General features: G+C 67.6%; 21 protein-coding genes and 1 pseudogene. 9 read left to right on the top strand and 13 right to left on the bottom strand.

The window, feature by feature from the left end; genetic code table 11:
• Positions 1 to 130: 130 nt before the first annotated feature.
• Complete coding sequence (locus tag ACFY16_RS32040; protein WP_390650707.1) at positions 131 to 577, bottom strand: VOC family protein; 447 nt, start codon at positions 575 to 577, stop codon at positions 131 to 133.
• Positions 578 to 926: 349 nt separating this feature from the next.
• Between ACFY16_RS32040 and ACFY16_RS32035 the strand changes: the two genes are divergently transcribed.
• Positions 927 to 1,841, top strand: coding sequence for an SGNH/GDSL hydrolase family protein (locus tag ACFY16_RS32035; RefSeq protein WP_390650784.1), 915 nt, complete (start codon positions 927 to 929; stop codon positions 1,839 to 1,841).
• 386 nt (positions 1,842 to 2,227) lie between these two features.
• On the opposite strand, the gene ACFY16_RS32030 is transcribed toward ACFY16_RS32035, so the two are convergent.
• Positions 2,228 to 2,656, bottom strand: coding sequence for an organic hydroperoxide resistance protein (locus tag ACFY16_RS32030; protein WP_390650706.1), 429 nt, complete (start codon positions 2,654 to 2,656; stop codon positions 2,228 to 2,230).
• A gap of 88 nt (positions 2,657 to 2,744) precedes the next feature.
• On the opposite strand from ACFY16_RS32030, the gene ACFY16_RS32025 reads away from it, so the two are divergent.
• Positions 2,745 to 3,299 carry a S8 family serine peptidase gene (locus ACFY16_RS32025; RefSeq protein ID WP_390650705.1) on the top strand — a complete coding sequence of 185 codons (555 nt, stop codon included), beginning with the start codon at positions 2,745 to 2,747 and terminating at the stop codon, positions 3,297 to 3,299.
• A 27-nt stretch (positions 3,300 to 3,326) separates the two neighbouring features.
• Here ACFY16_RS32025 and ACFY16_RS32020 read toward each other — a convergent pair whose 3' ends face one another.
• From ACFY16_RS32020 to ACFY16_RS31995, 6 genes are all read right to left on the bottom strand, one after another.
• Entirely contained in the window at positions 3,327 to 3,959 is a 633-nt protein-coding gene (locus tag ACFY16_RS32020; protein ID WP_390650704.1) for a peptide deformylase, read from the bottom strand.
• Positions 3,960 to 4,391: 432 nt separating this feature from the next.
• Positions 4,392 to 4,703, bottom strand: a complete 312-nt coding sequence (locus tag ACFY16_RS32015; protein ID WP_390650703.1) for a replication initiation protein, RepL2 — start codon at positions 4,701 to 4,703, stop codon at positions 4,392 to 4,394.
• On the bottom strand, positions 4,700 to 5,152 hold the full coding sequence (locus ACFY16_RS32010) for a MarR family transcriptional regulator (RefSeq protein WP_390650702.1): 453 nt from the start codon (positions 5,150 to 5,152) through the stop codon (positions 4,700 to 4,702). The genes ACFY16_RS32015 and ACFY16_RS32010 overlap by 4 nt, the downstream gene beginning before the upstream one ends.
• Before the next feature lie 1,247 nt (positions 5,153 to 6,399).
• Complete coding sequence (locus ACFY16_RS32005; RefSeq protein WP_390650701.1) at positions 6,400 to 7,665, bottom strand: ParA family protein; 1,266 nt, start codon at positions 7,663 to 7,665, stop codon at positions 6,400 to 6,402.
• Between the two features lie 673 nt (positions 7,666 to 8,338).
• Complete coding sequence (locus tag ACFY16_RS32000) at positions 8,339 to 9,055, bottom strand: hypothetical protein (protein WP_390650783.1); 717 nt, start codon at positions 9,053 to 9,055, stop codon at positions 8,339 to 8,341.
• A 629-nt stretch (positions 9,056 to 9,684) separates the two neighbouring features.
• On the bottom strand, positions 9,685 to 10,329 hold the full coding sequence (locus tag ACFY16_RS31995; RefSeq protein WP_390650782.1) for a dihydrofolate reductase family protein: 645 nt from the start codon (positions 10,327 to 10,329) through the stop codon (positions 9,685 to 9,687).
• Positions 10,330 to 11,643: 1,314 nt separating this feature from the next.
• On the opposite strand from ACFY16_RS31995, the gene ACFY16_RS31990 reads away from it, so the two are divergent.
• Positions 11,644 to 12,252, top strand: coding sequence for an SMI1/KNR4 family protein (locus ACFY16_RS31990; protein WP_390650700.1), 609 nt, complete (start codon positions 11,644 to 11,646; stop codon positions 12,250 to 12,252).
• A 15-nt stretch (positions 12,253 to 12,267) separates the two neighbouring features.
• Here the strand turns inward: ACFY16_RS31990 and ACFY16_RS31985 are convergent.
• Positions 12,268 to 13,124: pseudogene (locus tag ACFY16_RS31985) on the bottom strand (IS5 family transposase).
• An 834-nt stretch (positions 13,125 to 13,958) separates the two neighbouring features.
• Here ACFY16_RS31985 and ACFY16_RS31980 point away from each other — a divergent pair.
• The 3 genes from ACFY16_RS31980 (at position 13,959) to ACFY16_RS31970 (ending at position 17,552) form a co-directional block, all read left to right on the top strand.
• Positions 13,959 to 15,422: a bifunctional DNA primase/polymerase gene (locus tag ACFY16_RS31980; protein WP_390650781.1), complete on the top strand. Its 1,464-nt coding sequence runs from the start codon at positions 13,959 to 13,961 to the stop codon at positions 15,420 to 15,422.
• Positions 15,419 to 16,969 carry a phage/plasmid primase, P4 family gene (locus ACFY16_RS31975; protein WP_390650699.1) on the top strand — a complete coding sequence of 517 codons (1,551 nt, stop codon included), beginning with the start codon at positions 15,419 to 15,421 and terminating at the stop codon, positions 16,967 to 16,969. The genes ACFY16_RS31980 and ACFY16_RS31975 overlap by 4 nt, the downstream gene beginning before the upstream one ends.
• Before the next feature lie 202 nt (positions 16,970 to 17,171).
• Positions 17,172 to 17,552: a DUF6009 family protein gene (locus ACFY16_RS31970; protein ID WP_390650698.1), complete on the top strand. Its 381-nt coding sequence runs from the start codon at positions 17,172 to 17,174 to the stop codon at positions 17,550 to 17,552.
• A 154-nt stretch (positions 17,553 to 17,706) separates the two neighbouring features.
• Here ACFY16_RS31970 and ACFY16_RS31965 read toward each other — a convergent pair whose 3' ends face one another.
• The 3 genes from ACFY16_RS31965 to ACFY16_RS31955 all read right to left on the bottom strand — a co-directional run bounded on the left by ACFY16_RS31965 (position 17,707) and on the right by ACFY16_RS31955 (position 20,476).
• A complete protein-coding gene (locus ACFY16_RS31965; protein WP_390650697.1) occupies positions 17,707 to 18,624 on the bottom strand; it encodes an alpha/beta fold hydrolase in 918 nt (305 codons plus the stop codon).
• A gap of 89 nt (positions 18,625 to 18,713) precedes the next feature.
• On the bottom strand, positions 18,714 to 19,679 hold the full coding sequence (locus tag ACFY16_RS31960; RefSeq protein ID WP_390650696.1) for an RNA polymerase sigma factor: 966 nt from the start codon (positions 19,677 to 19,679) through the stop codon (positions 18,714 to 18,716).
• Between the two features lie 122 nt (positions 19,680 to 19,801).
• Complete coding sequence (locus ACFY16_RS31955; protein WP_390650695.1) at positions 19,802 to 20,476, bottom strand: transglycosylase SLT domain-containing protein; 675 nt, start codon at positions 20,474 to 20,476, stop codon at positions 19,802 to 19,804.
• Between the two features lie 539 nt (positions 20,477 to 21,015).
• Between ACFY16_RS31955 and ACFY16_RS31950 the strand changes: the two genes are divergently transcribed.
• Together ACFY16_RS31950 and ACFY16_RS31945 are read left to right on the top strand one after the other, a co-directional pair.
• Positions 21,016 to 21,261 (top strand): hypothetical protein, encoded by a 246-nt coding sequence (locus tag ACFY16_RS31950; RefSeq protein WP_390650694.1) that lies wholly within the window; start codon positions 21,016 to 21,018, stop codon positions 21,259 to 21,261.
• 109 nt (positions 21,262 to 21,370) lie between these two features.
• Positions 21,371 to 22,357 carry a class I SAM-dependent methyltransferase gene (locus ACFY16_RS31945; RefSeq protein ID WP_390650693.1) on the top strand — a complete coding sequence of 329 codons (987 nt, stop codon included), beginning with the start codon at positions 21,371 to 21,373 and terminating at the stop codon, positions 22,355 to 22,357.
• A gap of 281 nt (positions 22,358 to 22,638) precedes the next feature.
• Here the strand turns inward: ACFY16_RS31945 and ACFY16_RS31940 are convergent, their stop codons facing one another.
• The gene (locus ACFY16_RS31940; RefSeq protein WP_390650692.1) at positions 22,639 to 23,109 is read right to left on the bottom strand and encodes an SsgA family sporulation/cell division regulator; all 471 of its coding nucleotides are present in this window, start codon (positions 23,107 to 23,109) and stop codon (positions 22,639 to 22,641) included.
• Between the two features lie 322 nt (positions 23,110 to 23,431).
• Here ACFY16_RS31940 and ACFY16_RS31935 point away from each other — a divergent pair, with 322 nt between their 5' ends.
• Complete coding sequence (locus tag ACFY16_RS31935) at positions 23,432 to 24,235, top strand: alpha/beta hydrolase (protein WP_390650691.1); 804 nt, start codon at positions 23,432 to 23,434, stop codon at positions 24,233 to 24,235.
• Positions 24,236 to 24,245: the final 10 nt, after the last annotated feature.

Below are 24,245 nucleotides of genomic sequence, written 5' to 3'. Positions count from 1 at the left end.
GACGTCGGCCTGACAGGTGTCGGTCCGAAAGGTGTCGGTCCGAAGGGGGGCATCGGTCGGACGGGTGTCGTGGTCCGTCATGAGGTGACGGTCCCGACGCGGCGGGGAGGTCAGCCGCGCCGGGACCGGGTCAGCGGCCGGGGGCGCGCTCGGTGACCTCCTGGAGGAACCACTCGTTGCCGTCGAGGTCCTTGAAGGCGGCGAAGGTTCCGTAGCTGGCCCGCTCGGGGTGCGGGCCGGGCACCCGGTGGCTGTCGCCGACGTGGTGGAAGGCGCCGGTCTCGTCGCGGAACGGGCCGGAGACCTCGACACCGCGGGAGGTCAGCTCCTCCTTGGCCTTCACGATGTCGGTGACGGTCAGCTGAAGGCCGTGGAGCGTACCCGCCTCCTGCTGGGTGAGGCCCTCCCCGAAGATGATGGAACACTCGGAGCCGGGCGGGGTGACCTGCACGATCCGGTAGCCGTCGTTGATCGGGAAGTCGGCGTCGAGGCGCCAGCCGAGCTGCTCCACGTAGAAGCCCTTGGCGCGGTCCACGCCGGAGACGGGCAGGATGACGACTTCGAGCTTCATGTCCATGGCTGTGTTCTCGCTCTCGATGGTTCTGTTATGGGGTTCAGTGTCGGATGTGGGCGACACGTGTGGCATCAGTAACCTGACGGTATGTTCCAGCCGGGCCCAGGTGTCGGGTCCTTAAGTGACGGTTCTCCGCATGCGCAAGGTGTGCCGTCGGCCGTTCCCGCCGACGTTGACCAAGTCGTTACCGAAGCCACCGGCACCTGACGACTGTCGGATACGTGTGAATGTTGGGTGTTCCGTCTTCAACCAGGTGTGCGCGCACAGTGCAGTCCACGGCCTTCGACCAAACACGGCCTCCGACTGCGACGCACCGCCGGGCGGAGCCCATCGACCGATCACGGAAGGACAGATCTTGAGGAAACTCTTCCCCACCTCCCGCGCCGGACGCGCTCTTACGGTGGGTGCCGCACTCCTCTCCGCCGGGGTGGCCCTCGCCCCGGCCGGAACGGCTGCGGCGAGCACGGCCACGGAGAGCCTGCACAAGGTGGACTACGTCGCTCTCGGCGACTCCTACGCCTCGGCGCCGCTCGTGTCCACCCAGGTCGACGCGACCTGCCTGCGCTCCAACCAGAACTACCCCTCGCTGGTGGCGCAGTCGCGGTCCGCGACGCTGACCGACGTCAGCTGCTCGGGTGCCACCACCGACGACATGACGGCCTCGGAGACTGACGGCGTCGCGCCGCAGCTCGACGCCCTCAACCGGGGCACCGACCTGGTCACGCTCACCATCGGCGGCAACGACATCGGCTTCTCGACGGTGCTGGGCACCTGCGCCCAGCTCACCTCCGGCAACCCCGCGGGCACCCCGTGCCAGACGCACTTCACGGGCACCGGCACGGACCAGGTCACGGACGCGATCGCCCGGACCGGGCCGAAGGTCGCGCAGGTGCTGCGCGGCATCCACAGGCGGGCGCCGCACGCCCGCGTCGTGGTGGTCGGCTACCCCGACCTCTTCCCCGACGACGGCGTGGGCTGCACCAGCAAGACCGTGCCGCTGGCCGCGGGTGACTTCGCCTGGCTCCGTGACAAGGAGAAGGAGCTCAACGCGATGCTGGCCCGCGAGGCTTGGCAGGGCGGCGCGAAGTACGTGAACACGTACACGCCGACCGTCGGTCACGACCTCTGCAAGCCGACCGGCGAGCGGTGGATCGAGACCTTCGCCCCGGAGACGCCGGCCGCGCCGGTGCACCCCAACGCCACGGGTGAGAGTGTGATGGCCACCGCCGTCGGGGGTGTTCTCACACGTCACGGCCGGCACCACTGACGTCTCCTTCGTAGCGAGATGACCGGTTCGGCACGATCCAGTGTCGGACCGGTCTTTCCGTGTGGCCCGCGTCCGTCAGAGGAAGTTCGGGGCCGCCGGGCCGTACCCGGACAGCAGCGCGCTCTCCGCCCAGTTCCACACCTGTGTGTCCGTCGGCCACGCACACTCCTTTGAGCTTGCCTCGCCACCAGGCGGCCGGTCGCCGGAGACACGTTCGAGAGCGGTTCGTCGGTGCTTGGCGCTCCGTATGTGTGTGTGCGTCAGGGAAGCCATGTCCTGTCTCGCTCTTCGGTCGGCGGTGCGGGTGTGTCGGGGAGGGGTGGCGGGTCCCGTGCAGGGGGGCGAAGGGGGAGAACACGGGACCCGCGGTCAAGGGGCGGGACGGGTCAGGCGGCGGCGCTGGCGTTGATGGTGACGGGGATGTTGCCGCGCGTGGCCTTGGAGTAGGGGCAGATCTGGTGGGCGGCCTCCGCGAGTTCCTGGGCGGTGGCCTGGTCCACGCCGCCGAGCACGGGGCTGAGGACCGCGGAGAGGGAGAACTCGCCGTCGTCGCCGTGGGTGAGGGTGATCTCGGCGGTGATGGTGGTGCTGGTCAGCCGGATCTTGCGGGAGGTGGCGGCGCGGCGGAGGGCGCCGAGGAAGCAGGCGGCCCAGCCGGCGGCCAGGAGCTGCTCGGGGTTGGTCGCGGTGCCGGCGCCGCCGAGCTCCTTGGGGAGGGCGAGGCTGGTCTCCAGCAGACCGTCGGAGGAGCGGACGTGACCGCCGTTCCGGCCCTCTCCGTCGACGTCGACAACGGCGGTGTAGCTGACTGCCATGACTGGGGCTCCCCATCTGGGTCGAAAGGTGTTCGGTCACCTCTCACCAGACACTTTTTGTGTCACCGGTTGAGGTGGTGACGTAATCATGGCAGCCTCTCGCGTCACCCGTCAAGGTGGTGATTGCAGACACCTAGAAACATCCGCTTGTTGGCGACCTTCACTGCACGTCGCGCAGGACGACCTGAGCCGCTTCTGGGACCAACTGGCGCCCGGCCAGGCCCAGTCGAAGAGATCCGCCGTCCCCGTGTATGGCTGGACGGCCGGGTGCCCGCCGTCCTCGACCGCAGCACCGCACAGATCGGCGCCCCGACGGTCTCGCAGACGGGGCGCACACGGGGAGGGAGTCAAGGTCGCCGTCCTGGACACGGAAGTCGACCAGACCCACCCGGACCTGGCCGGACGGGTCGCCAACACGGCCAACTTCTCCGACAGCCCGACAACCGACGACCCCTACGGCCACGGCACACCGCCTCCATCGTCGGCGGCAGTGGCCCGGCTTCCGGAGGCGCCCGCAAGGGCGTGGCGCCCGGCGCCGACCTGCCCGTCGGCAAGGTGCTCGGTGACGACGGCAGCGATTCGAGTCCGGGCCGGCACCTGCCTGCAGCTCGCCTGGCAGGCCGCCCGCCGCGGCTGGCTGTGACCGCAACTGCCGTACGCAGAAGGCTGGTTAGGGAAGCGGGAAGCCGAGCTGCTTGGCGGCGGCCGCGAGTCCCGTGGGTCCCCACCGCTCCATCAACTGCTCCGTCGTGCTGAGGGACCGCAGTTCGGCACGGTCGAGGTAGAGCATCCCGTCGAGGTGATCGGTCTCGTGCTGCACGATCCGCGCGCCGAGCCCCGCGTACTCCTCCACGAGGCGCTGTCCCGTCTCGTCCTCGCGAGTCAGCTTGATCTGGTCGGGACGCGTCACCACGGCCTGCCAGCCGTCGACACTGAGGCACCCTTCAAAACTCGCCGCCCGCTGCGAGCCCACAGCCGCGTACGACGGATTGACCAGCACGGTGAACGGCACCGGCTGCTGTCCGCGCTCGATCAACCGGTCGGCGAACTCCGCGGGCGTCGCCAACACCGCCAGCCGCAACGGAAGCCCGACCTGCGGCGCGGCCAGTCCGACAGCCCCGTGGGTCTGCTCCATCGTCTCGCGCATCCGGACGATCAGCCGCTGCAGAGTCTCGTCGTCGAGTTGCCCGTCGTAGTAGGCGGTCTTCTGCCGGAGTACGGGATCACCGGCCTGAACGATGCTCAACGGCATCGGCTTCTCGATGAGCTGAGCCACCTTGTCGGCGAGTTCGCTGCTTACCATGGCTGACCTTCCGCCTTCGACGTTGTGCAATGCACCTCGTCGGCACAACCGGAATCGGCCCGGCGCGGGTTCACACCTTCAGTCGAGGAGTGAGGGATAGCACACCAGCGAAATCACTGCGCTTCCTGCGTAGCTGACACCTCATCGCTGAAGGCTCCCAAATCGTCTCTCTGGAGCCGTTCCAGCACGGAAACCGCCCGGGCGGCGACGCACCCCTCTCCAGGAGAATCGTTCTGAGCGAAGAATCGAACTGTTCGAAGAGAGGGTGAATTAGCAACCATTCGCCCCATTTACGGGCTTCGCGCAAAGGAAGGCCCAGCGCACGGCACGACCGTCCAAGACGACGGCGGCATTGCCCGGACGGCAGACGTGGCGTCCCAGGGATCGCCCCTCATTGACGTGACGTACATAAGGCACGATCCGCGGGACGCCTCAGGTGGCCCGCCGGAGAGGGATGACGACCCGCTCCCCCAGTCGCCCAGGGGTGAGGCGGTAGTACTTGATGTGCCCGATCTTCTCGGTCTCCTCAAGCCAACCGAGCCCGATGACCTGCTTCCGCGTTCTGGAGAAGACGGTCGGCGCCATGCCGACCAGCTCGGCCAGTTGGGCCGCGGTCTCCAGAACGGCGCCTGAGCACTCCGTCGGGTGCAGGGCGTAAAGCATGACGACGAGACGCTGGTTGGCGGTCATGCCGGCCGTGGCCTTCAGCAGCCTGAGGTTCTGCTGCTTGTCGTCGCTGGTCACTTTGCCTCCCACCGTGCTGGGGTGTCCTCGTCGAAGCCAGGGATGTGCGGTGGATTACATGCTTTCACCGCTTCACGCTGTTCCACGCCTGTCCCGTGAAAAGCAATGTAAGGACTGATGCGGTACAGGTTGTAGTTCCCGATACGTCCGCGGACGACCAGGATCCGGTGCTTTGTGAGCTTCCTGTTGATTTTCCCTACCGCGTCCGTCGACATACCCACCCGTTTGCCGATGTCGGCTCCCGTGGCTCTCAACGGCTCCATGCCCTCAGGTGACACGCCGATCCACCAGAGGACGAGAAATTTCTGACTGGGCGTGAAGGCCCTCGACTCGGTGATGGCCTCGACCCTGGATTTGTCCACCTGGGTATGCCTGCCGGAGAAGGCATACGGCGCATAGGGGATCGGCTCGCCGGTGTCGGCGTCGACCAGTCTGCGTACTGCTCCCAACAGGCCCTCCGTGCATGGGTCGTTGCCGCACTGCTCCTTGGGGGCGGCCTTCGGACCGCTCTCATGAACTTAACGTACATGAGCAGGAAGTCAATTAACTCCGCCTGTCGGCCGTGTCGCTTGCCCGTCGAGACACGCGCGCAGCCCTCCCCCATGGTTCACAGCCGGGCGAGACATGAACGTGACATCAATCTGCCGCTGTTCTGGAACAGTGGTACTCAGCTCCTGTAGACGTGGTGGCGGTTCTTCAGAACTGCCTGCCAGTCCACAGAACAGGGCTAGCAGTCCCAGAAGACTGAGTGGCGCGTCCCCTGGAACTGGGTACTCAGTTCCCTTGATCTGCCTCCGCGGTCACAGGATCTGCCTGGCAGTTCGTACGATCTTGGCCCAAGCAGATATTTCCGCAGGTCAGAGGCGTTTTGGAGATGTCGCTCTCTTACCTTGTGACACAGCGCCGTAGTCCGCTCCCCCACTGCCTGGACCTCCTCCCAACAGCCTGCGAACGGCTGCCCGTTTCGGCATCTGAAACGGAGCCTGTTCCCATGACTCAACGGCCCAGCCACCCCCTTCCCCACTCACCCGCACCACAGAAAGCCAGCCACGACGAACCGGAAGGAAATCACTCAGGCGCGCGTATGCCGCGGTCAGCCCCACCGGGGCCAGCCACGCTACAAGTCTTTGAACCCGCCACAAGGAGCAGCGGCCAGGAGGCGCGAGCCGTCACGTCGGGGCACCGCAAGCCCGCCAGGGCTGAGGAGCTGCCGACCCGTCGCCCTCGAGGAACGGCGAGGACAGCGCGCGGCCAGGCGAGGAGAGCCGGCCCTAGTACGCCGTAATAGCCGGAAACGCCTGTGGCCGGCAGGAGACGATGCTCGTGCCGGCCACAGGCGTGGTGATCAGGAAGCGCTGGTCCGAGAGCTGACCCGCTTGCTCTGATGCTTGTTCAGGATGTCCAGCATCCTTCGAACTCGAACTCGAAGTCGCTCATCTTCTGGATGAGGTGTATCGCGATGAACCCGCCGTCGTCGTAAGGGAGTCGACGCACAGCATCCGACTCGACCTTAGAGGAGTCCGGCTCGATGGCCATGCTGTCGGCTGCCCGGGTGTCGGGACCGTGTCCACTCGCTTTCCTGCAGGAGCCACTCCGCCGCTGGGCACACCGGTGGCGACCCCGACGGCGACCCGACGGGCGCTGACGGGCCGGGTCCCTCCCCCGAAGCGTCCGGCACCCAGCTGGTCGGCCTTGCTCATGAGATCTCCCGGGCCAGTGCGCGCATGGCGATGGCCTGCTGCGAGGCGGGCGCGTAACTCAGCAGAGGCTGCTTCATCCGCACGGCTTCCTTCTGTTCCTTGAGGTCGGCGATGAGGCCGACGACTCGCGGATCCTTTACGTCGATCCAGCCCTGCAGAGACGACGTGGCGATGTATCCACGCCGACCGTCGTAGAGGTTGACGACGATGCCCAAGTAGTCGATGTCGAGGGCGAGGTCGTTACGGAGATCCTCCATCTGTTTCGTCAGCAAGTCGTAGGCGTCGGCGGAGCTGTCCTCGGCCTGGACAACGATGAGCGCTCCGGACTGGCCCGGTCCCTCACCGTCGCGACGGCGTCCGTAGTAGGCGGCGGCGTCCATGCTGAGGCCGAGGCTGGGCGGGCAGTCCACGATGATTACGTCGTAATCGGCTTCGAGCGGCATCAGGGCCCGCTCAAGAGCAGCCTCACGGGCGCGCACCGCGGACAGACGTACGTCGAGAAGGAATGCGTCGTGGCACGCGGGCAGGAGATGCAGCCGCCCGCTGAAGTGATCGTCGTCGACGGAGACGATCAGATCCCGCAGCTCACCCTTCGGGTCACCGGCCATGTGGTTCGTGAGGCTGTCACCGTTCAGCGCCACCGGGGCCGCGCCCAGTTGGTTGGTGAGGTGGCACTGCGGATCGAAGTCGACCAGCAGAACACGGAGTCCGTGTCCGGGAAGCTTCTCGATCTCGAGCGGGGCGTTGGCCGTGCCGGCTGGGTCGGCACCGGTGTCACCGGCGCGAAGGGCAGAAGCCAGAGCCTTGGCGATGCGCACCGGAAACAGGCGGTTCGGGTCCTCCGACAGGGCCTCACCCACCCCCGCGGTGATGGCGGTCTTGCCCACGCCGCCCTTCTGGTTGCAGACGACGATACGGCGGGTGATGTCCGGGCGTTGGACATCCGGCGCGGGGTTCGTGTCGATCCAGAGCTGGACGGACTGGGCGAGACCTTGGATCAGAGATACGCGCCGGTCCTCCGCGATGCTCCGGAACTCCTCCCACTGCCCGGGCGGCAGGAAGGTGGAGAAGGACTGGGCTCCAGTGGTGTCGACCGAGGCCGTGGGCGAGGCAAGGTCACACCAGGCGGCGATGCCCTGCTCGACGGCGGTCTGGACTTCGATGCCGAGTTGGGCGGTTCTGACTTTGAGCTTTTGCTCGAGCCATCCCGGCAGTTTGGAGACGACCTTTGCCCGGTCGCTTGAGGTGGCTGGCATACTCATGGCGCTACCTTACTAACGTCCTAGATCATCCACCGCGCCGACACGTTAGTTAGTGCGACTTGGTGATGAGGAAGGACCCCGTCACCCCTATTACGGCGTAATAGCTCGGCCGGGTTCACCATCACATGGGACCAATCCACTCTCCCCGCCCACATCTCTCCCCACAAGCCCCCAAGTCTCCCGAAGTACCTGAACTTCCCGAACCAGGCTCCGGCCCTGAACCTTCAGTGATCTGTCGAGCCCTCAGACCTATTACGGCGTAATAGCTACGGTGCCGTGGATGGCTCAGGGGGCTGGCTGGCTCTGATCTCTCTGAAGCGGGATGCCCATCAGACGTAGTCGGCCTGAACCACTGTTGGTTGTCCCGATGACTCATTGCAGTCGATGGTCACACCAATGACCTGATGGATCGTCTGGGCCGACCGACTCTTCATTGAGACATGTCACCAGCGCGAGATCACGGCTCGACAAGTGGGCGCTGGCAACGAGGAGCGATCGATCGACCGTTCCCTCAGCAGCCGACAACCACGACGATCCGCCTCGTCCGCAACGGACAGAGCCAGTCGCGGGGCTCTCCCTCTTCTCTGTTACCTCTGCTCGCTCTGCCTATTACGGCGTAATAGGCAGAGCGAGCAGACGTAGGCAGCGAGCCCAAGCGCAGACCCGGTGCCGCTCAGGCATCGGGCGGTTCGTTCTCCGAGGAGCCGGCCTCTCTGCTCCCGCCCGGTCCGGGTTGGAGTTCAAGAGCTGCAGACAACGCCAGCCGAGCATCCTCAGTCAGTGCGACAGAACGAGCTGTCTGCTTCTCCAGTTTGGTCAGGGCACGCAGGGCTGCGTCGAGATAGCGCTTGAGGCTCACCATTTGCAGCGGTGTCTGGCAGTGGGGGAGTACGGCCTCGATCTCCTCCAACCAGTAGTCGACGTCATCGTCCCGCAGCAATGCCTCGCGTTCTTCCAACAACCGAGTGGCCACCGGCACCAGGAGCTCATGCCGTCGCTGTGCTGCTTCCTGAGCTCGGCGCTCGGCAGCCTGCTCCAGCGCGATTCGGCGCTCCGCTTCGAGAACTGCCTCAGGCGTCCGGCGGACGTGGTTCGCTCGGGGAGTCTCGTCGATCAGCTCGACGGCCTTCAGCCGCTTCGCTTTGTTGTAGGCGGCACTCGGCGCGGCCACTGCCATCGCTGGAGCCAACTGAATCCACTGGGCCCCGGCGGCTCGGGCGTCATCCACTGCACGTGCCTGATGGATCTCAGTCTGCTCACGCAGGTACTCCCACAACTGCACCCGCTTGAGAGCTGCAGCCTGCTGTACCTGAGGAGACTGCCTCCGTAGCGCCTGGGCGTGTTTCTCGGCGTAGAGGAGTGCGCCGAACAGTTCGTCATCGGCAGGCATGCGCTCCACGTCTGGATCCTCAGCGTCCTCGTGCATCTGACGCAGCTCGCCGACGACAGCGGGAGCATCCAGGGGACCGATTCGCATCGGCGCTCTGATCAGCGGTTTCGTGGGGCGGGCCGAACTCCGGGCGCGTCTCGTCATGCCGACATCCTGTCCCACCAAACCCTGTTTCACAGAATGTGAAACAGGGTCATTCAACGATGCGTCAGTCCGAGCGAAACATGTCCTGTCTCAGCGAAGTCAGTTGTCCGCATGCCGCTGACCTGCGTGGACTGGTTTGGGCGAGACGCCGCGTGGACTCGCTTCGTTGAGATGGAACGTGCCTGAGGGTTGTCCGACGGATGGAGTCGAGAGGGCAACGGCTTGTTCATTGCCGGTCAACAGGAGGAAGAGCGCTTCGACGCTGGGCTCCGTTCAGTCTGAGCGGGGGCGATGATGGAACGGTGGCCTGAGGGACCCGCCGCTGATCCGGAAGCGGGGCGGGAGCGGTATGACCCCGACATGCGGTCAGCGCGCACGTACTCGCCGCTCAGGGCAAGGAACGTGCCCGCATCGGCTGCGAGGGGGCATCCGCTGGGGCGGACGCCCCCTCGCAGTCGTGGCCTGAACTCGAGTGGGCCCTCGTGTCACCTTCGCCAGAACAGGTGGTGCGTCACGCCGCTCGGGCTGGGCACGACCTCCAGGTGGAGTCGGTCGAGCAGCTCATCGGGGGACTCCCAGAGTCGTAGTCCGGACCCGAGCTTCACCGGCGAGACCGCCACATGCATGGTGTCGACGAGGCCGGCATCAAGGAACTGCCGGATGATGGTGACACCGCCGCCGAGTCGGACGTCCTTGCCTTGCGCCGCCTCCCGAGCCTGTTCGAGGACCGTGGCCGGGTCGCCGTCGACGAAGTGGAACGTGGTGTCGGAGAGTGTGAACGACGGACGCTTGTGGTGACTCATGACAAACACCGGCGTGCGGAACGGGGGCTCCTCCCCCCACCAGCCGCGCCACTCATGGTTCTGCCAGGGGCCCCGCTGGGGCCCGAACTTGTTCCGGCCCATGATCTCTACGCCGATGTTGCGTGCGAAGTCTCGCGTGAAGTAGTCGTCGAGGCCCCGGCTCCCGCCGGGATCCGTGCGCATGGGCCAGCTCGCCGTGGCTCCGGCCCAGGCGAACAGCCTCTCGGGATGGTCATAGCCGAACGGCCGCTCGAGACTCTGGTGCTCACCGGCACCGATTCCGTCACTCGAGACGTTGAAGTTCATGACTTTTAGAAGTTGGTCCACTTGTTTCCTCGTCCGGTCCTGTCGCGTCATCGTGTGGCGAGGCGCCGCACATCATGACGTCGAACGGGACGTGGCCGGATCGACAGCGGCCCACAACCTTTTTCCAAGGCGTGTCAGGGAGCGGCCCCGTTGGCGGTGTGGCCGTGGCGGACGCGGCCAGCATCGAGGTGGCCGCAGTGCCACCGCGACCACTCACATGCGTCGCAACGGACGTCACCGCCTTCCCACCGTTCCAACGGCCAGAACGGCGAATTTCCCCGGTCAGAGAGCACTAGGGTCGCTGAGACAGCAGCCCGAACGACTCGGTTCGTTGAGGAAACGACTCGATTGAGTGAGACAGGACAAAACACAACAGCCTTGCTCCAGCGCGGGGACTGTACTGGGCATGGACCTATTACGCCGTAATAGGTGCGCTCCTCACCAGCGGTGCCGGTGGGGCTGAGTGGCTGCGCAGCTGAGGATGAAGGTCTCGCGTTCGGCTCTCCGGTTCGGCAACGAGTTACCGTCACCCGACAGTTCTTCGACCTTGCCGGAGTACACCTCTGGGATTCATACGACGAACTGGTCCATCGGTTCCACCTGGAGGACGGGGCGGTCGGGGCTGCGGCACAACGGGCCATCAGCTCCGGCGGTAGTGACACCAGCGCCCACGCTCTGCCCGGGAAAGCGGGCACTCAGCCGTTGCCAGGCCACGCTCACCAGCAGCCGCTCCGAGCCGTTGAGGCCGCACAGCTATTACGCCGTAATAGCCCTGACCCGTCATCCGGACTCCCCTCCACACTGGCTACGAGCGGAGAGTGCTTCGTTACTGGCAACGGGGGGAGCGTGCTTTGTTGTGTCGCGCGGCGGACGAGACGCCCGCTGGACGAGGAGCGACCGTCAAGCCGTCGTTAGATCGTGGTCCGGCTGCGGCGAGTCGCGGGGGAGTGGGGAAGTGGGGCGACTATCCGGCCGCAGACGTTTGGGGGCGGGCATGGTGGACTATCCGAAGGGTCTGCACCTGCCGCACCATGCTGGCCGACGTCGAGGCCGGCCGGGGCGGGGACGTGCTACCCCCGATCACACGGTGGCCGCACTCCCAGTGCCCTTGGTGACCTTGATCCCCAGCCGTACCGTCGCGGACGTCGATTCGATGGGATTCGTTGTGCGCACTCGTCGACCCGCTTGTCGTTCACCCGCGGGGCCTTGACCTCGACCGACCCGGCGGCCGGCGGTGACCTGCCGGGGCTAGGTTCTGTCTCTTTGGCTTCGCGCGACGGATGCGCGTGCGGCTGGCCAGTGGCTTGACGTGACTGACTGACATGAGCCCGGTGGATGATTTTCCGCATGATGATGCAACCTCCCCGACGAGGCATAGACCCTGTCGTGCCCCCGGTCGCGATGTCCTGGCGCCGCATCGACGCCTGGTTGTCCCGGTACGCACCGAAGGCGCTGACAGAACTCAGGCCCCCTGCTTCGTGGCAGTCCATTCAAGAAGCCGAGTCACGCTTGGGGTTCCCGCTTCCTGCGGATCTCCGTGAGTCGCTGCGGTGCCACGACGGAGATACGTCCCTGCTGGGTGTGCTCCCTTGCCGGAGGCTGTACTCGGTGTCCGAGATCATCGAGGTCCGCGAGATGCGGATGGAGATATGGGAATCAGACGACCCAGACCAGGCGGAATCTCCCTGGTGGGGAACGAAGTGGGTCCCCATCTCAGGAAATGACGGAGACGACCACTTCATTGATGTCGGGGAAGGGATGTGGCAGAACCATCTCGGTGACGCTGTTCACGATGACCAGGCGTGCTTTCTGGGGTGGCCCAGCTTGGGCTCTTGGCTCCACGAGGTGGCGGAAGCTATGGAGCATCATGGCCAATCCTCCTGGTTCGGCGCGGTGACCGCACCCAAGGTTCACAGCGGCGGAGACATCGACTGGTGGCACTGAGTCCTGCCCCGTTGATCACTTTCGCGCCCAGATGAGGAGGCCCGCGAGGGGGGGGCGGCCTGGTAGGCGATCGCGAGCTTGGCGGTTCGTGTGGCCAGTCCGCGCCGCTGCTTGAGGCGGTTGATGCACCGCTCGACGGTGTTCCGTTGCTTGTACGCCTCGCTGTCGGAAGCGGGCGGTCGGCCACCGCCCCGGCCTCGCCGCAGGCGGTGGCCGACTTGGTCGGACGGCTGAGGGATGACCGCGCGGATGCCCCGGCGCCGTAGGTGGCTGCGGATGGCGCGTGAGGAGTACTCGCGGTCGGCCAGAACGCCCAGGGGCCGAGGCCTGCCCTGGGCCTGCGGGGGACGCGGATGCGGGACATCACCGTCTCGAAGGCGGGTGCATCACTCCTTGGTCTGCGATGCCGGTGAAGGCGAGGGGCCGTGCGCGGCCGTCTGTGGCCAGGTGGACCTTGGTGCTCAGCCCACCGTGGGAGCGTCCGAGCGCGTGATCGGTGGGCTCGCCGCAGTGGGGTGCCCCCTTTGAGTGCTCCGGCGGCGTGCTGGTGGGCCCGGACGACCGTGCAGTCCACTGACACCCTCCAATCGGTGTCGGTGTCGTCGTCGGCGTCTGCCACGGCCAGGACCTCGGCGAGGACCAGCTCCCAGGGGCCGTCGACGGCCCATCCGGCTCAGCCGCTTGTGAGCGGTCTGGAATGAGCCGAGCTCGTCGGGAAGGTCCCGCCAAGGCGAAAAGGTTCGGTACTTTCACACGATGGCCTCAAGAGGGCGGCGGCGGTCGGCTCATCGCCGCCCGCGGACCGGATCCGCCGGCATCAGCGGCGCCATCCGGTCCCTCATCGCATCGGTGATCACTAATCGGACAGACACATCCGATCAACTGACCAACCCAGCAAAGAGACACGACCTAGTGGTACCCCTTGCGGACGGCCAAACGTCGGAAACGTCCTCGATCCGCTCGTCGGCCAACTCGGTCATATAAGGTGTGGACTTCGACCTCAAGGGCAGCGGCCAGCATCCGCCTCGCGCCTTCGCGGACGATCTCATCGATCAGGGAGCCGTTCGGGACCGGACTCTCGGCAGCCCAGATCGCCGCATCCAGTCCAGAAGGCCGTAGCCACAACTCTTGACGTTCTCAGGAAGACGTCCAGCCTGCAGGACCACCTCGTGGGGCAGGCGGCCTCACGGGACTCTTACCGGGAGTCAGGACCTCGACGATGTCAGTCGGAAGCGGCGTCTCGAAACAGGACGACCTCAACTGCAGGAAACTTGCCTGCGCAAAATCCCCTGCAGCACCTACAGCCAGCCCACACCGAGGCAACGACCTCAGGGACTGAAAGTCCACCGCGCGGCCCGGGGGGCAGGCTCGGCACGCCCCGTAAGGGACCGGACAACGACGGTCCGAGGGGTCGAGCTTGCCGCAGAGGTTGAACAGACCTTTGCCCGGGGACTCAAAGGGTCTGTGGCAGGGACCCTCGCTCTTTTAGTCCCTGACCTTCCGTCCCTGGCATCTTCCCAGGTCAGAGGGGTTCTCCACCCTCGGATAGGGACTGGAGGGACTGAAAAACGCAATTATGACGTAGACAAGAGATGTATTCGTACGCACGCGCGTATACGAAACACACTTCAAGTACAGCTCATAATGGCGACGTTGAGTCCCTACAGTCCCTGATTCAGCAGAGTAAAAGGCTCTGACCTGCAGTGATGCTCAGTCCCTGCCCAGGGACCGCCGTGTCGTTCAGGCCCTGTCGTTCGGTCCCTGGACCCTTTCCGTCCCTGTCGGGGACCGGATCGGCCGTATGTCCGCCCCGCAGGAGCCCGAACCCATCCTGCTCCTCGGTCCCTTCAGCCCCTAGGGTGGGAGACGGACCGTCAGTCCAGGGACCCAAGGGACCCAGCGACCTGATAGAAAACGGCACGCCGGTCGGACAGACTTCTTTTTGTGATCGTGGGCCGTACACTCTTTTCGCATCAGAGTCCCTTCGGTCCCTGGCGAGGTTGCCGCCACGTCAGGTGTGTGAAGTGATCGGGCAGACAGAAGTGACGAGGACGATTCCCGTGCCGCGCGAAGGTGAGAACCGCGACAGTGCTGCCACAGTCGCGCCCACGATCCCGCAGGCCGTCGCACGATGGTGTGCCGCGCAGGGCTGGCCGGTCCATCCCCTCTCCCCGGGCCGGAAGACCCCTGTCGGGAACTGTCCTGCCTGCTCAGGCTCCCCGGCGGCAGGCAGGCACGATCCGGCTTCCTGCCCCTGTATCCCCGCAGGACGTCCTTGCCACGGCTTCCACTCGGCCACGACCGATCCAGGGCTCATCGACCGCTGGTGGGGCGACGTCCCGGCCGCCGGCGTGGGTGTTGCCTGCGGCCCCGCCGGTCTCGTCGTGATCGACATCGACGCCCACCACGTGTCTGTTCCGGACAGGACACACTTGCTCCCCGGAATCGCCATTCCCGAGCAGGTCGAGCTGGACGGCCTGGCCTCGGGTTTCGACACACTGGCGCTGCTGGCCGCTTTCCGCGGGAAGACGGATCCCGCGCAGGACGAGAGCACGCTGCGCGTGCGTACGCCCTCCGGTGGCCTGCACGTCTGGTACCGGAATCCCGAACCGGACGTCAGTTACCGGTGCTCGACCGGCTCCGGTCGGAACACGGCGCTCGCCTGGCAGGTCGACGTACGGGCCGAGGGGGGCTACATCATTGCCCCGGGCACACGTATGTCGCAGGGTGTCTACCGTGCGGAGGGCACCGCCCGGCACCCGGCCGTGCTGCCGGAATGGCTTCGGGAGGAACTCCGCCGAACGGGACATGTCATCGAGAGGCCGGCTCCGGCTGCTCCTCCCGAGGGTCCGGCGGCAGTGGTCCCTGCCGCGCGCCGTTCCCGGCGGCCGGCTGCCGCCCATCAGGTCATCGACCCTCTGATCGCCGTGGTCGCGGAGTGTGCCGCCGCTTCGGAAGGGACCGGGTTCTCGGAGAAGCTCAACAGGGCTGCCTACACGGCCGGCGGTCTGGTCGGAGCGGGGCATCTCGAGCACGCTGCCATCCGCGACCGACTTGTCCGTGTCGCTCACTATGCCCGCCCTTGGCAGCAGTCCCGGAATGAAAAGATCGTTGACGACGCCCTTGCCGTAGGGTCCGTCCGCCCTCTTCACCTCGAAGGACGTCCATGAGCAGCAGCGCCGAAGGCTCGCCGCGTTTTGACCCGCAGGCTGCCGCTCAGCAGATGCTCGACCTCCAGGCGGCGGACCTTGTTCGCGGCCCCGCCCGGCTGCCCGCACAGGGCTCCATAGGCGCTCCTGCCGCCCCTCCAGTCCCGGGCGTCGGTCCCTCGGCAGCGCTGCCTCCGTCCCTCTCCGACCGCGGGAACGCCCGTCTCTTCGTGCAGCTGCACCACGACCAGTTCCGGCATGTTGAGGGCCTGGGCTGGTTCGCGTGGGACGGCTACCGGTGGAAGCGCGGGGGAGGGGAGAAGGCCGCGCTGTGGGCCGCGGGGGAGATGGCCGAGGACATGCCCGGCACCGACCCGCGCGGAGTTTTCAGCGACCGTGAGCTCGCGCAGCACAGGCGGCGCACGCTGTCCACCACCGGTCTGAAGGCCCTTCTGACGCAGGCCAAGGCCTCGCCGGACATCTCCGTGGATCCCGACAGGCTGGACGGGGATCCCTACGCCCTGTGCACCCCCGTCGGCGTGGTCGACCTGCACAACGGGCATCTGCGCAAGGCCGACCCCACCCGTGACTTCCACTCCCGTGCCACCAGCGTCGCCCCGCAGGACATGGAGACCCCCCGCTGGCACCGCTTCCTCGCCGACACCTTCGGGGACGACGACGAGGGCCGGGAGATGATCGACTTCCTGCACCTGTTGTTGGGGTACTCCATCACGGGTGACGTCGGAGCCCAGGTGCTGCCCTTCCTGCACGGTGAAGGCAAGAACGGCAAGTCCGTGCTGCTCGACATCATGATCCAGATCCTCGGCGACTACGCGGACGCGGCCCCGCCGGGCTTCCTGATGGACCGGGGCGCCTTCTCGGAGCACTCCACCGAGCTGACCGAACTGCACGGGCGGCGGCTGATCGTGTGCAGCGAGCTGAAGCCGAACGACAAGTTCGACGAGGCCAGGGTCCGGCTGTTGACGGGCGGCGACAAGATCAAGGCCCGTCGTATGCGGCAGGACTACTTCTCGTTCACCCCGACCCACCACCTGTGGCTGCTGGGAAACCATCGTCCGGAGGTCTCCACCGGCGGCTTCGCCTTCTGGCGGCGTATCCGGCTGCTGCCCTTCACCCGGACGGTCCCGGCCCACCGCAGGATCGACAACCTCGCCCTCGAGCTCGTCCGCGACGAGGGCCCTGGGATCCTCCAGTGGCTCATCGCGGGGGCCCAGCGCTATCTGCGCACCAGGGACCCGCTGGAGGGCCCTGACAGGGTCCGTATCGCCACGACGGCCTACGCCACCACCGAGGACCACATCGGCCGCTTCCTGGCCGAATGCTGCACGCGGGACGGCGACTCAGGGAAGGACCTGCGGGTGGAGCAGGGGCTGCTGTACTCGGAGTACAGCTCCTGGTGCAACGCCGGTGAAGGGATCCGGCCGGCGACTCCCCGGGCCTTCGCGAACCGCGTCCGCCAGGAGGTGGGCGTGACCGCGCCGACCGACATGATCAAGTCGAATGGCCGCAAGTACTACCCGGGAATCGCCCTGCTGGAGCACGCATGACGGCTGTCGTAGATCAGACATCCACACCACGTGCCCTACACCGTCGTCGTCGTGCGCTCTACGATGGTGGTCGGGCCCCGCATGCGGTGGCCCCGACAGAGCGGCCCGTCACTTGGCGGCGAGCGGGCCGGAGCGACACGGACAGATGTCCGGCCATGGCCCCATGGCCGGGGAGCACGCCGACGAAGGAGGGGCTGCAGCCATGAGTTCGCTGTTGACCGAGAGCGACCTCATCCACGAGGACGAGGTGGTGTGGCTGGAGAACCTCGAAAGCCTGGACTATGTCCGTCAGGCGCTGGACAAGACCAGGCGGCGCAACACCAAGCCGCCGTACGCGCGCGACGGGCGCATGGTGGGCTACGCGTTGCTGGACGAGGACGCCTCTCCCGACCCGGACAGCGGCCTGTACAAGCGTCGGGTGTTCTTCCTGCTTCCGCATGACCGCGACAGCCTGCCCGACGGCCTCTACCGCGAGGGCGCCCCGGGCGAGGCCGTCGACCCGCGCACGATCGTCCCGAAGAAGCCGGGTGCGAAGACCCCAAGGTCGCAGTCCGGCTCGGTGGCCATAGCATCGGCGCCCTGACGCTTCTTCGAGGCGATTTGGCGGTACGTCACGTCACAGCCTGCTCGCGGGACGTGCGGAGACCTCCGCTACCAGCACGAGGCAGAACCGGTACCAGGTTCACGTGCGCCGACCCGGAGTGGGCCGGCGCACGGGCTGCGGCGCCTGCGGTCGGCTACGCGGCACCGTCCCGTGGGGCGGTCCGCAGGACGAAGTCACGGACGGCGTCCGCGAACAGCTCGGGCTCCTCGACGTGCCCCATGTGCCCGCTGTGTTCCAGTACCAGCAACTGGGAGTCGGGGATCAGTTCGTCCATCTCGAACGCCCAGCGAGGCCCGCAGATCACGTCGTGGCGGCCCACGATGACCAGAGCCGGTACCTCCAGTCCCTTCAGAGCGACCCGGTCGTCGATGACATCGGGCGTGAGGTCCTCATCCAGACCCGAGATGTACGTGGCTCGGACCGCGTCCCGGAACGGGGCCAGCCGCTCCTCGTTGCCCCAGTAGTCGGCGAAGTACGACGGCAGCACACCGCGGGCGACCGCTTCGGTCTGCTCGTCGCTGGAGATGCTCGACATCGCGCCGAACGCGGCCAGCACATCGGGCAGTCCGGGGTGGTCGGCGTGCTTCGCGGCGAATGCCTCCACCCTGCGGCCCGCCTCCGCGCCGTGCTCGGGTCCGGTGACCGGCGCGCCCTCATACAGCACGACGCCCGCCAGCCGCTCCGCCCGGTGCAGGGCGTGGTAGGCGGCGACGAACGCGCCGTGCGAGTGCCCCAGCAGGTGCACCTTCGGTGCGCCGAGCCGGTTGAGCAGCGTCTGCAGGAAGAGGCTGTACCGGTCCCGGGTGTAGCCGTGCGGGTGCGAGGGGAGCCGGCTGTCCCCGGCGGTGCCGATGGGCTCGACGTAGACCATCGTCAGGTGCTCTTCGAGGGCGGGCATGCGCATGTAGTCCCAGTGGATGCCGGGACCGCCGGAGAGCACTACGCACACCGGGCCGTTGCCGTGGACGTGGTAGCGCTGGACGATTCCCCCCTTCCGGTAGCTGTGGGTTCCGGGGGAGAGGGGGGCGGTGTCCGTGGTGGAAGTGTTCATCGGGATCTCCGTGAAGGTGCGCAGGTGTCAGGAACACCGACAAGACGCTCCCGGAGCCGGGAAGTTCGATCGGAATAGTGTGATCCAGGTCACGCCGCGGTGGGGGTGAGGGCGGCCTCGGGGCGTGGTGCGTGGTAGAGCGAGACCCGGTCGAAGCGGCCGCCGTCCAGCGACATGATCCAGGCCACGCCGGGCGGGCAGTGGTCGGGGTCATCCGGAGGGCTGATCAGTTCCATCTCCCAGACGACCAGGGACCGGCCGGCCACCACGTGCAGGGGGCGCTGGCGCACGCCTGCCGAAAGGTCGTGGTCCATCCCCCAGAGGAGGAGGTCGACTCCGCCGAGCCGTTCGCCTCCGGTCAGCAGCGAGACGGCGGGGGAGTAGCGGTCCTTGACCACCTTGCCGAACTCGCCGCGCTCGGCGGCCGCGAGGGTCTCGTGCACCTCGTGCCAGCTGTTCTCGGTACGGCGTACCGCGTCCTCGTGTGCCGTGGCCGCGGTCGCGGTGAGGGATTGGGCGAGGGCGCCGCGTGCCTGGTTCAGCCGGCTGCGCACGGTGCCGACAGGAATCGCGCAGGCCTCGGCTATCTGCTGGTACGAGGTGATCCCGGTGGAGAAGTAGCGCAGGATCAGCGGCAGCCGCAGGGTCGGGGACAACGACTCGACGGCCTCCCAGATCCAGTCCCGCAGCGCGTGGCTCTGCAGGACCTGCTCGGGCGTCTCGCCGTCCGACGGCAGCGGCACCGACTCCATGGGCTCGACACGTCGCGAGGCGCGCAGCAGAGTCCGGCAGTTGTTGCGTACGACCATGCGCAGCCAGGGCCCCACGGCTTCGGGGTCGCGGACGTCCACGATCCGGCGCAGCGCCACCAGCGCCGCCTCCTGCATCACGTCGTCCACATCCGGGCCCGGCCCCAGCAGGCAGAGCGCCACGGCACGCATCCCGGGCCGGTGCCGCTCCAGGAGCAGAGCCAGCGCCGATACGTCGCCCGCCTGCGCGGCCCGGGTCAGTGCCGCGTCCTCCGCCGGGCCGACGTCGCCCGGTATCCCGCTCATACCTGTCCTTCCGGCCACGACACCTGTCTGCTTTCGAGCCTAACCGCTCCGAGGCTCGGACCGGGCGGGGGAGAGGTGCGGGGCAGTGAGACACGTGTGGTGGGACGCCCTCGAGCAGGACCTCAGTACCAGTGGTTGGCCTGCCAGAAGGTCCAGGCCTGGCACGGGCTGCCGTAGCTGCCGTTCATGTAGTTCAGGCCCCACTTGATCTGGGTGGCCGGGTTGGTCTGCCAGTCGGAGCCGGCGGAGGAGTACTTGGACGCGGGAAGGGCCTGGAAGAGGCCGTAGGCGCCGGAGGACGCGTTGACCGCGTGCATGTTCCAGCCGGACTCGTGGTTCACGATGTTGCTGAAGCACTGGAACTGGTTGCCCGGCACCAGCTGCGCGGCCATCGACTGGATCTGCGCGACGGTGTAGGAGCTCTGCACCGGGAAGCCGGCGGCGTCCCGGGAGGCGGCGGTCTTGGCCTCGGTGCGCTCCTTGGCGGCCTTCTCCGCGGCTTCCTTCTTCGCGACCGCGCTCTCGGCGGCGGCCTTGCGGGCGGCTGCCTCGGCGTCCTTCCGGGCGCTCGCGTCCGCCTGGATGGCCTGCGCGTCGGCCTGCTGCGTCAGTGACGCGCTCTGCACCTGGACCTGGTGACCGGCCGGGATGTCCGCGAGGAGCGTGGTGCCGGGCGCCGTTGCCTGGGCGTCGTTGGGCTGCGCGGTGCTGCCCGAGGCAACGCCGACAACGCTTCCGACGGCGGTGACCGCGGTGGCGGAGGCCACTGCGAATCCCCGGACTGTAATCGGGCTCACGCGATTTCCTTCCGGTTCGTGCCTGGGTTGTGCCGCGACCGACGCAAGTGATTCGCCTGCCGGGACCGGCAGTTGGAACACTCTGCCGTGCTGGAGCGTACGGGGCAATCCTGGAGAAGGTGTGGATGCTCACACCTGGTGTCGGCCGGTGAGTTCACGAAGCCGCCACATGCTTCGAGTTTCTGTACCGTGCCGTGCCGTCACCGCCGGCCCGATCGCGGACTGAACCCTTCGCCGCCTTCGGCACGTGTAGCCCGCCGGGCTGCGGGCCGTCATGGAGGAGGCTCGGGCCGACGGCTGCGAGGACCTCACGTCGAAGTCCTGAGGCCCGGTGCGTTTCCGGTCGGTGGGAGGGGTGGAGCGGCCGCCCTCATGTCGGGGAAGAGCATGAGGACGCCCGCCCCGTCCTGCGACCGGGCCAGCCAGTGAACACCCTGACCGCAGGGGCTCTTCTCTGAGGCAACGGGATTGGGAACCGCGCAGGTTCACGTTTTTGGGCAAGGCGATCGCGCCGGCTGTCGTGCGGGAGCGGGAGACGGGTGGGCACGACCGGCCCCACCGCGTCATCCACGGTGGTGGAGGGCCGGCCGTTCTGGAACCGCGGGATCTCCGCGCTGATGCTCACGGACACCGCGAACTTTCGCAATCCGTACTGTCACCGCTCGACGGACGCGTCGGGCACGCTCGATGACGAGCGGCTGGCCATCGTCACCGCGGCCCCCGCAGTCATCGCCGTCACCGCGGCCACCGCCGTGTCGTGGCCCGATGCCGGACCCGCCGTGTGAGCACATCGTCTTTTGTCGGGTTCGCATGCCGAACTCACACCCTGCTGTGGCAACATGTGTTCGTGCACGCGCGACACGTATGTCGTAGCGGCACTCCTCCGGAGGCTTCATGTCCGCATCGCCCGAACCTGCCGCTCTCCCCACGAACCCCGCTCTGCCGCTCGGTGAGAACCCGGTGGCCGTTCTGGAAGCCGCCGTGTGGGCCATGGCCGCGTTCGTGAGCACCGAGCGGCAGGCGCTGTCGGAGCCCCTCGCGGACGTACTCGCGAGCGATCCGCAGCGCACCGCGGTGCTGGAGAGCGTCGGCCTGGTCCGCCGGGGCCCCGACGGCCTCGTCGTCCACCCCTCGCTCCAGCAGGCGGACGCGCCGACGGCGCGCAGCGCGGTGGAGGCGAAGCTCAGCTCGCTGCGGCAGGCTGTCTCGGCCGCCGCTTGCGACGGGCCGGGCACACCGGAGGGCGGCTGGGGCGCGCAGGACGACGAGGTGCTGCTCAACCAGGGGCGGGCCTCCGCCGCGACCGGCCGCGCGCTCGCCGGGAAGATCGTGCCGCGACTGGCCGGGTGCGCCGAGCGGCTGGCGGCCGAGGGCAGCCGCGTCCTCGACGTGGGCACCGGCGTCGGCGCGCTGGCCCTGGCGCTGGCCGAGGGCTTCCCGCAGGCCCGGGTGGAGGGCATCGACGTACTGGAGCGGGCGCTGGATCTGGGGCGGGCCGAGCTCGCCGCCGCGGATCCGGCCGTGGCCGCCCGCGTGTCGCTGCGCCACCAGGACGCGATGGACGTGTCGGAGGCGGACGCCTACCAGCTGGTCTGGCTGCCGGCGCCCTTCCTGTCGGAGGCGGCGCTGAGGGCCGCGCTGCCCCGGCTCGTCGATGCCCTGGCCCCCGGGGCGTGGCTGGTGGCGGGGACCAATCCCGTCGCCGACGACGAGCTGCGCCGCTCCGTCGGCCGGTGGATCGCGGTCCGCGGCGGCGGCAACTCCTTCGACACGGCGCGCATGAGCGAGGAGCTCGCAGCGCTCGGGCTGCAGGAGACGAGCACGTTCCCCACGGTTTCGGGCGGTCCCGTCCTCGTCGCGGCCCGGCGTCCCGAGTGCTGAGTCGTGGACCTCGGGGGCGCGGACGGCGGGCGCTTCCCGGGAAAGGATGGGCCGGGCGGGTGCGGCACGGGGGCGTCGCGGTCGGGGGGTGTTCGACGGCGAGGTGGCCGTGTGAAGGCTTCGGTCGTGCGTTTGCGAGGCCGGTGGTGCGTCGTGTGCCGCCGGAAGTTCCGCTCGATGACCGCTCGATGACCGCTCGGTGGGCACCGTGGTGCCGACGCTGGATGAGCGTTCTCCAGGGGCTGGGCCCGGTCGAACGCCCGGTGGACGGTTTCGTGCGATCAGTCGGCCTGTGCTGTGGGGTCCTGGAGCAGGTCCGCGGTCGCGATGTCCCAGTCGAGCTCGGCGAGCTCCTGACCGGCGGGAACAAGCTCATAGGTGTACTCCAGCCACTCCACCAGCGGCGGTACGGGCAGCTCGAACAGGGCCGCCATGTCCCCGGAGGCCAGCTGAAGCCGCGCGGTGGCCCGGTCCTCCGGGTGCGTCGGCCAGATCTGGACGTCACCGAGACCACTCATCGAGTACAGCCCCTGCTGGAGGAGGTCGCGGCCGATCCGCCACAGGACGCACGGGCCGTTCTCGATGAGGAACTCCACGCACACGATCAAGGGGGACTCCGGGTCGAACCGGAACTCCGCCCTGATGGCCTGCCGGGCGGAGACGTCCAGCACGCGCTCGATGTCCAAGGTCAGCTCAGGAACGTCGTACGGCGCCGTTCGGGAGGCCTGTACACCGGGTTGGTTGCCGCTCATGACGAGTGGATCCTTCTCTGAGGCGGAAGCTGGCCCGAGCTACTCTCGCGGCTGCGGGATCGTCGTACATAAGTAACTTGACCGTCAGGCTTCACCGACTTCGACGGTGATCGCGGTGACCGATGCCCGAGGGGCGGACAGCTGTCCGTTTCGGTTCACCCTGTGTGATGCGGCGCCACGGTGCGTTCGGGCCTCGCGGGCGCCGCGGGCTGCCGACATTAAGTCATTCGACTGTCGCCCCTGGCCTGCGCCTGAACGATGCTGAGACGGTCGCCCGCGTGCCGGTGCAGGGTGGTGGTCGTCATGCTCGGAGGAGCCAGCCGTGAACCGTACTCCCGTCGTCTTCATCCATGGTGTGTGGCTGCACGCGCTTTCCTGGGAGTCGTGGGCCGAGCGCTTCGCCAGTCGGGGGTTTCTCGCCTTCACGCCCGGCTGGCCGGGGGAGGGGGCCGCCGCCCGTGAGATGCGGAAGTCGCCCGGGTCGTTCCGCGGCATCGGACTGGACGCACTGGTGGACCACTACACGAAAATCGTGCATTCATTCGATATCGCGCCGGTGATCGTCGGCCACTCGGTCGGCGGGCTCATCGCGCAGCACCTCATAGGCGCCGACGTCGGCCGAGCCGCAGTGGCCATCGCACCCGCCCCCATCAACGACGTCCCTATGCCCGTCCCCCGGTCCGGGCTCTGGACCCCGGACCAGGACGACGCCGACCCACTGATCTCCCTGTCCCCGGAGCAGTTCCACAAGGTCTTCGCGAACACCGTCGAAGCAGAGGAGGCCGACCGGCTCTTCGAGCGGTACGTGGTGCCGGCCCCGCGCCGGCTGCTCGCCGATCTGGGGTGTGCGGGCGCGGTGCGCGGCCCGCACACCGTGGCGGACGTCGACAACGCGGGCCGGGGCCCGCTGCTGCTGATCTCCGGGCAGGAGGACCTGCTGGTGCCGGACTCCGTCACCCGCGCCGCCTACAAGGCGTACGGCGACTCCACCGCCACGACGGACCTCAAGCAGTTCGCGGACCGCGCGCACTCCCTGGTCATCGACAACGGATGGCGTTTCGTCGCCGACTACGTGCTCGCCTGGCTCGACGAGCAGGGCATCCGTGCCCTTCCCCGGGAGGGCTGAACCCAGGGCC

The organism is Streptomyces sp. NPDC001315, from assembly GCF_042896175.1.
GTDB lineage: Bacteria > Actinomycetota > Actinomycetes > Streptomycetales > Streptomycetaceae > Streptomyces.
Note: the sequence above shows the minus strand (reverse complement) of the source record. Positions and strands in the feature narration are given on the sequence as shown.

Bases quoted from the DNA above. Each gene is read 5' to 3' on its own strand.
- ACFY16_RS32005 (WP_390650701.1), bottom strand. From the start codon at position 7,665: ATGAGTATGCCAGCCACCTCAAGCGACCGGGCAAAGGTCGTCTCCAAA.
- ACFY16_RS31945 (WP_390650693.1), top strand. From the start codon at position 21,371: ATGTCCGCATCGCCCGAACCTGCCGCTCTCCCCACGAACCCCGCTCTG.
- ACFY16_RS32000 (WP_390650783.1), bottom strand. From the start codon at position 9,055: ATGCCTGCCGATGACGAACTGTTCGGCGCACTCCTCTACGCCGAGAAA.
- ACFY16_RS32025 (WP_390650705.1), top strand. From the start codon at position 2,745: ATGGCAGCCTCTCGCGTCACCCGTCAAGGTGGTGATTGCAGACACCTA.
- ACFY16_RS31980 (WP_390650781.1), top strand. From the start codon at position 13,959: ATGCTCAGTCCCTGCCCAGGGACCGCCGTGTCGTTCAGGCCCTGTCGT.
- ACFY16_RS32030 (WP_390650706.1), bottom strand. From the start codon at position 2,656: ATGGCAGTCAGCTACACCGCCGTTGTCGACGTCGACGGAGAGGGCCGG.
- ACFY16_RS31990 (WP_390650700.1), top strand. From the start codon at position 11,644: ATGATTTTCCGCATGATGATGCAACCTCCCCGACGAGGCATAGACCCT.
- ACFY16_RS31940 (WP_390650692.1), bottom strand. From the start codon at position 23,109: ATGAGCGGCAACCAACCCGGTGTACAGGCCTCCCGAACGGCGCCGTAC.
- ACFY16_RS31960 (WP_390650696.1), bottom strand. From the start codon at position 19,679: ATGAGCGGGATACCGGGCGACGTCGGCCCGGCGGAGGACGCGGCACTG.
- ACFY16_RS32020 (WP_390650704.1), bottom strand. From the start codon at position 3,959: ATGGTAAGCAGCGAACTCGCCGACAAGGTGGCTCAGCTCATCGAGAAG.
- ACFY16_RS31970 (WP_390650698.1), top strand. From the start codon at position 17,172: ATGAGTTCGCTGTTGACCGAGAGCGACCTCATCCACGAGGACGAGGTG.
- ACFY16_RS32040 (WP_390650707.1), bottom strand. From the start codon at position 577: ATGGACATGAAGCTCGAAGTCGTCATCCTGCCCGTCTCCGGCGTGGAC.
- ACFY16_RS31975 (WP_390650699.1), top strand. From the start codon at position 15,419: ATGAGCAGCAGCGCCGAAGGCTCGCCGCGTTTTGACCCGCAGGCTGCC.
- ACFY16_RS31965 (WP_390650697.1), bottom strand. From the start codon at position 18,624: ATGAACACTTCCACCACGGACACCGCCCCCCTCTCCCCCGGAACCCAC.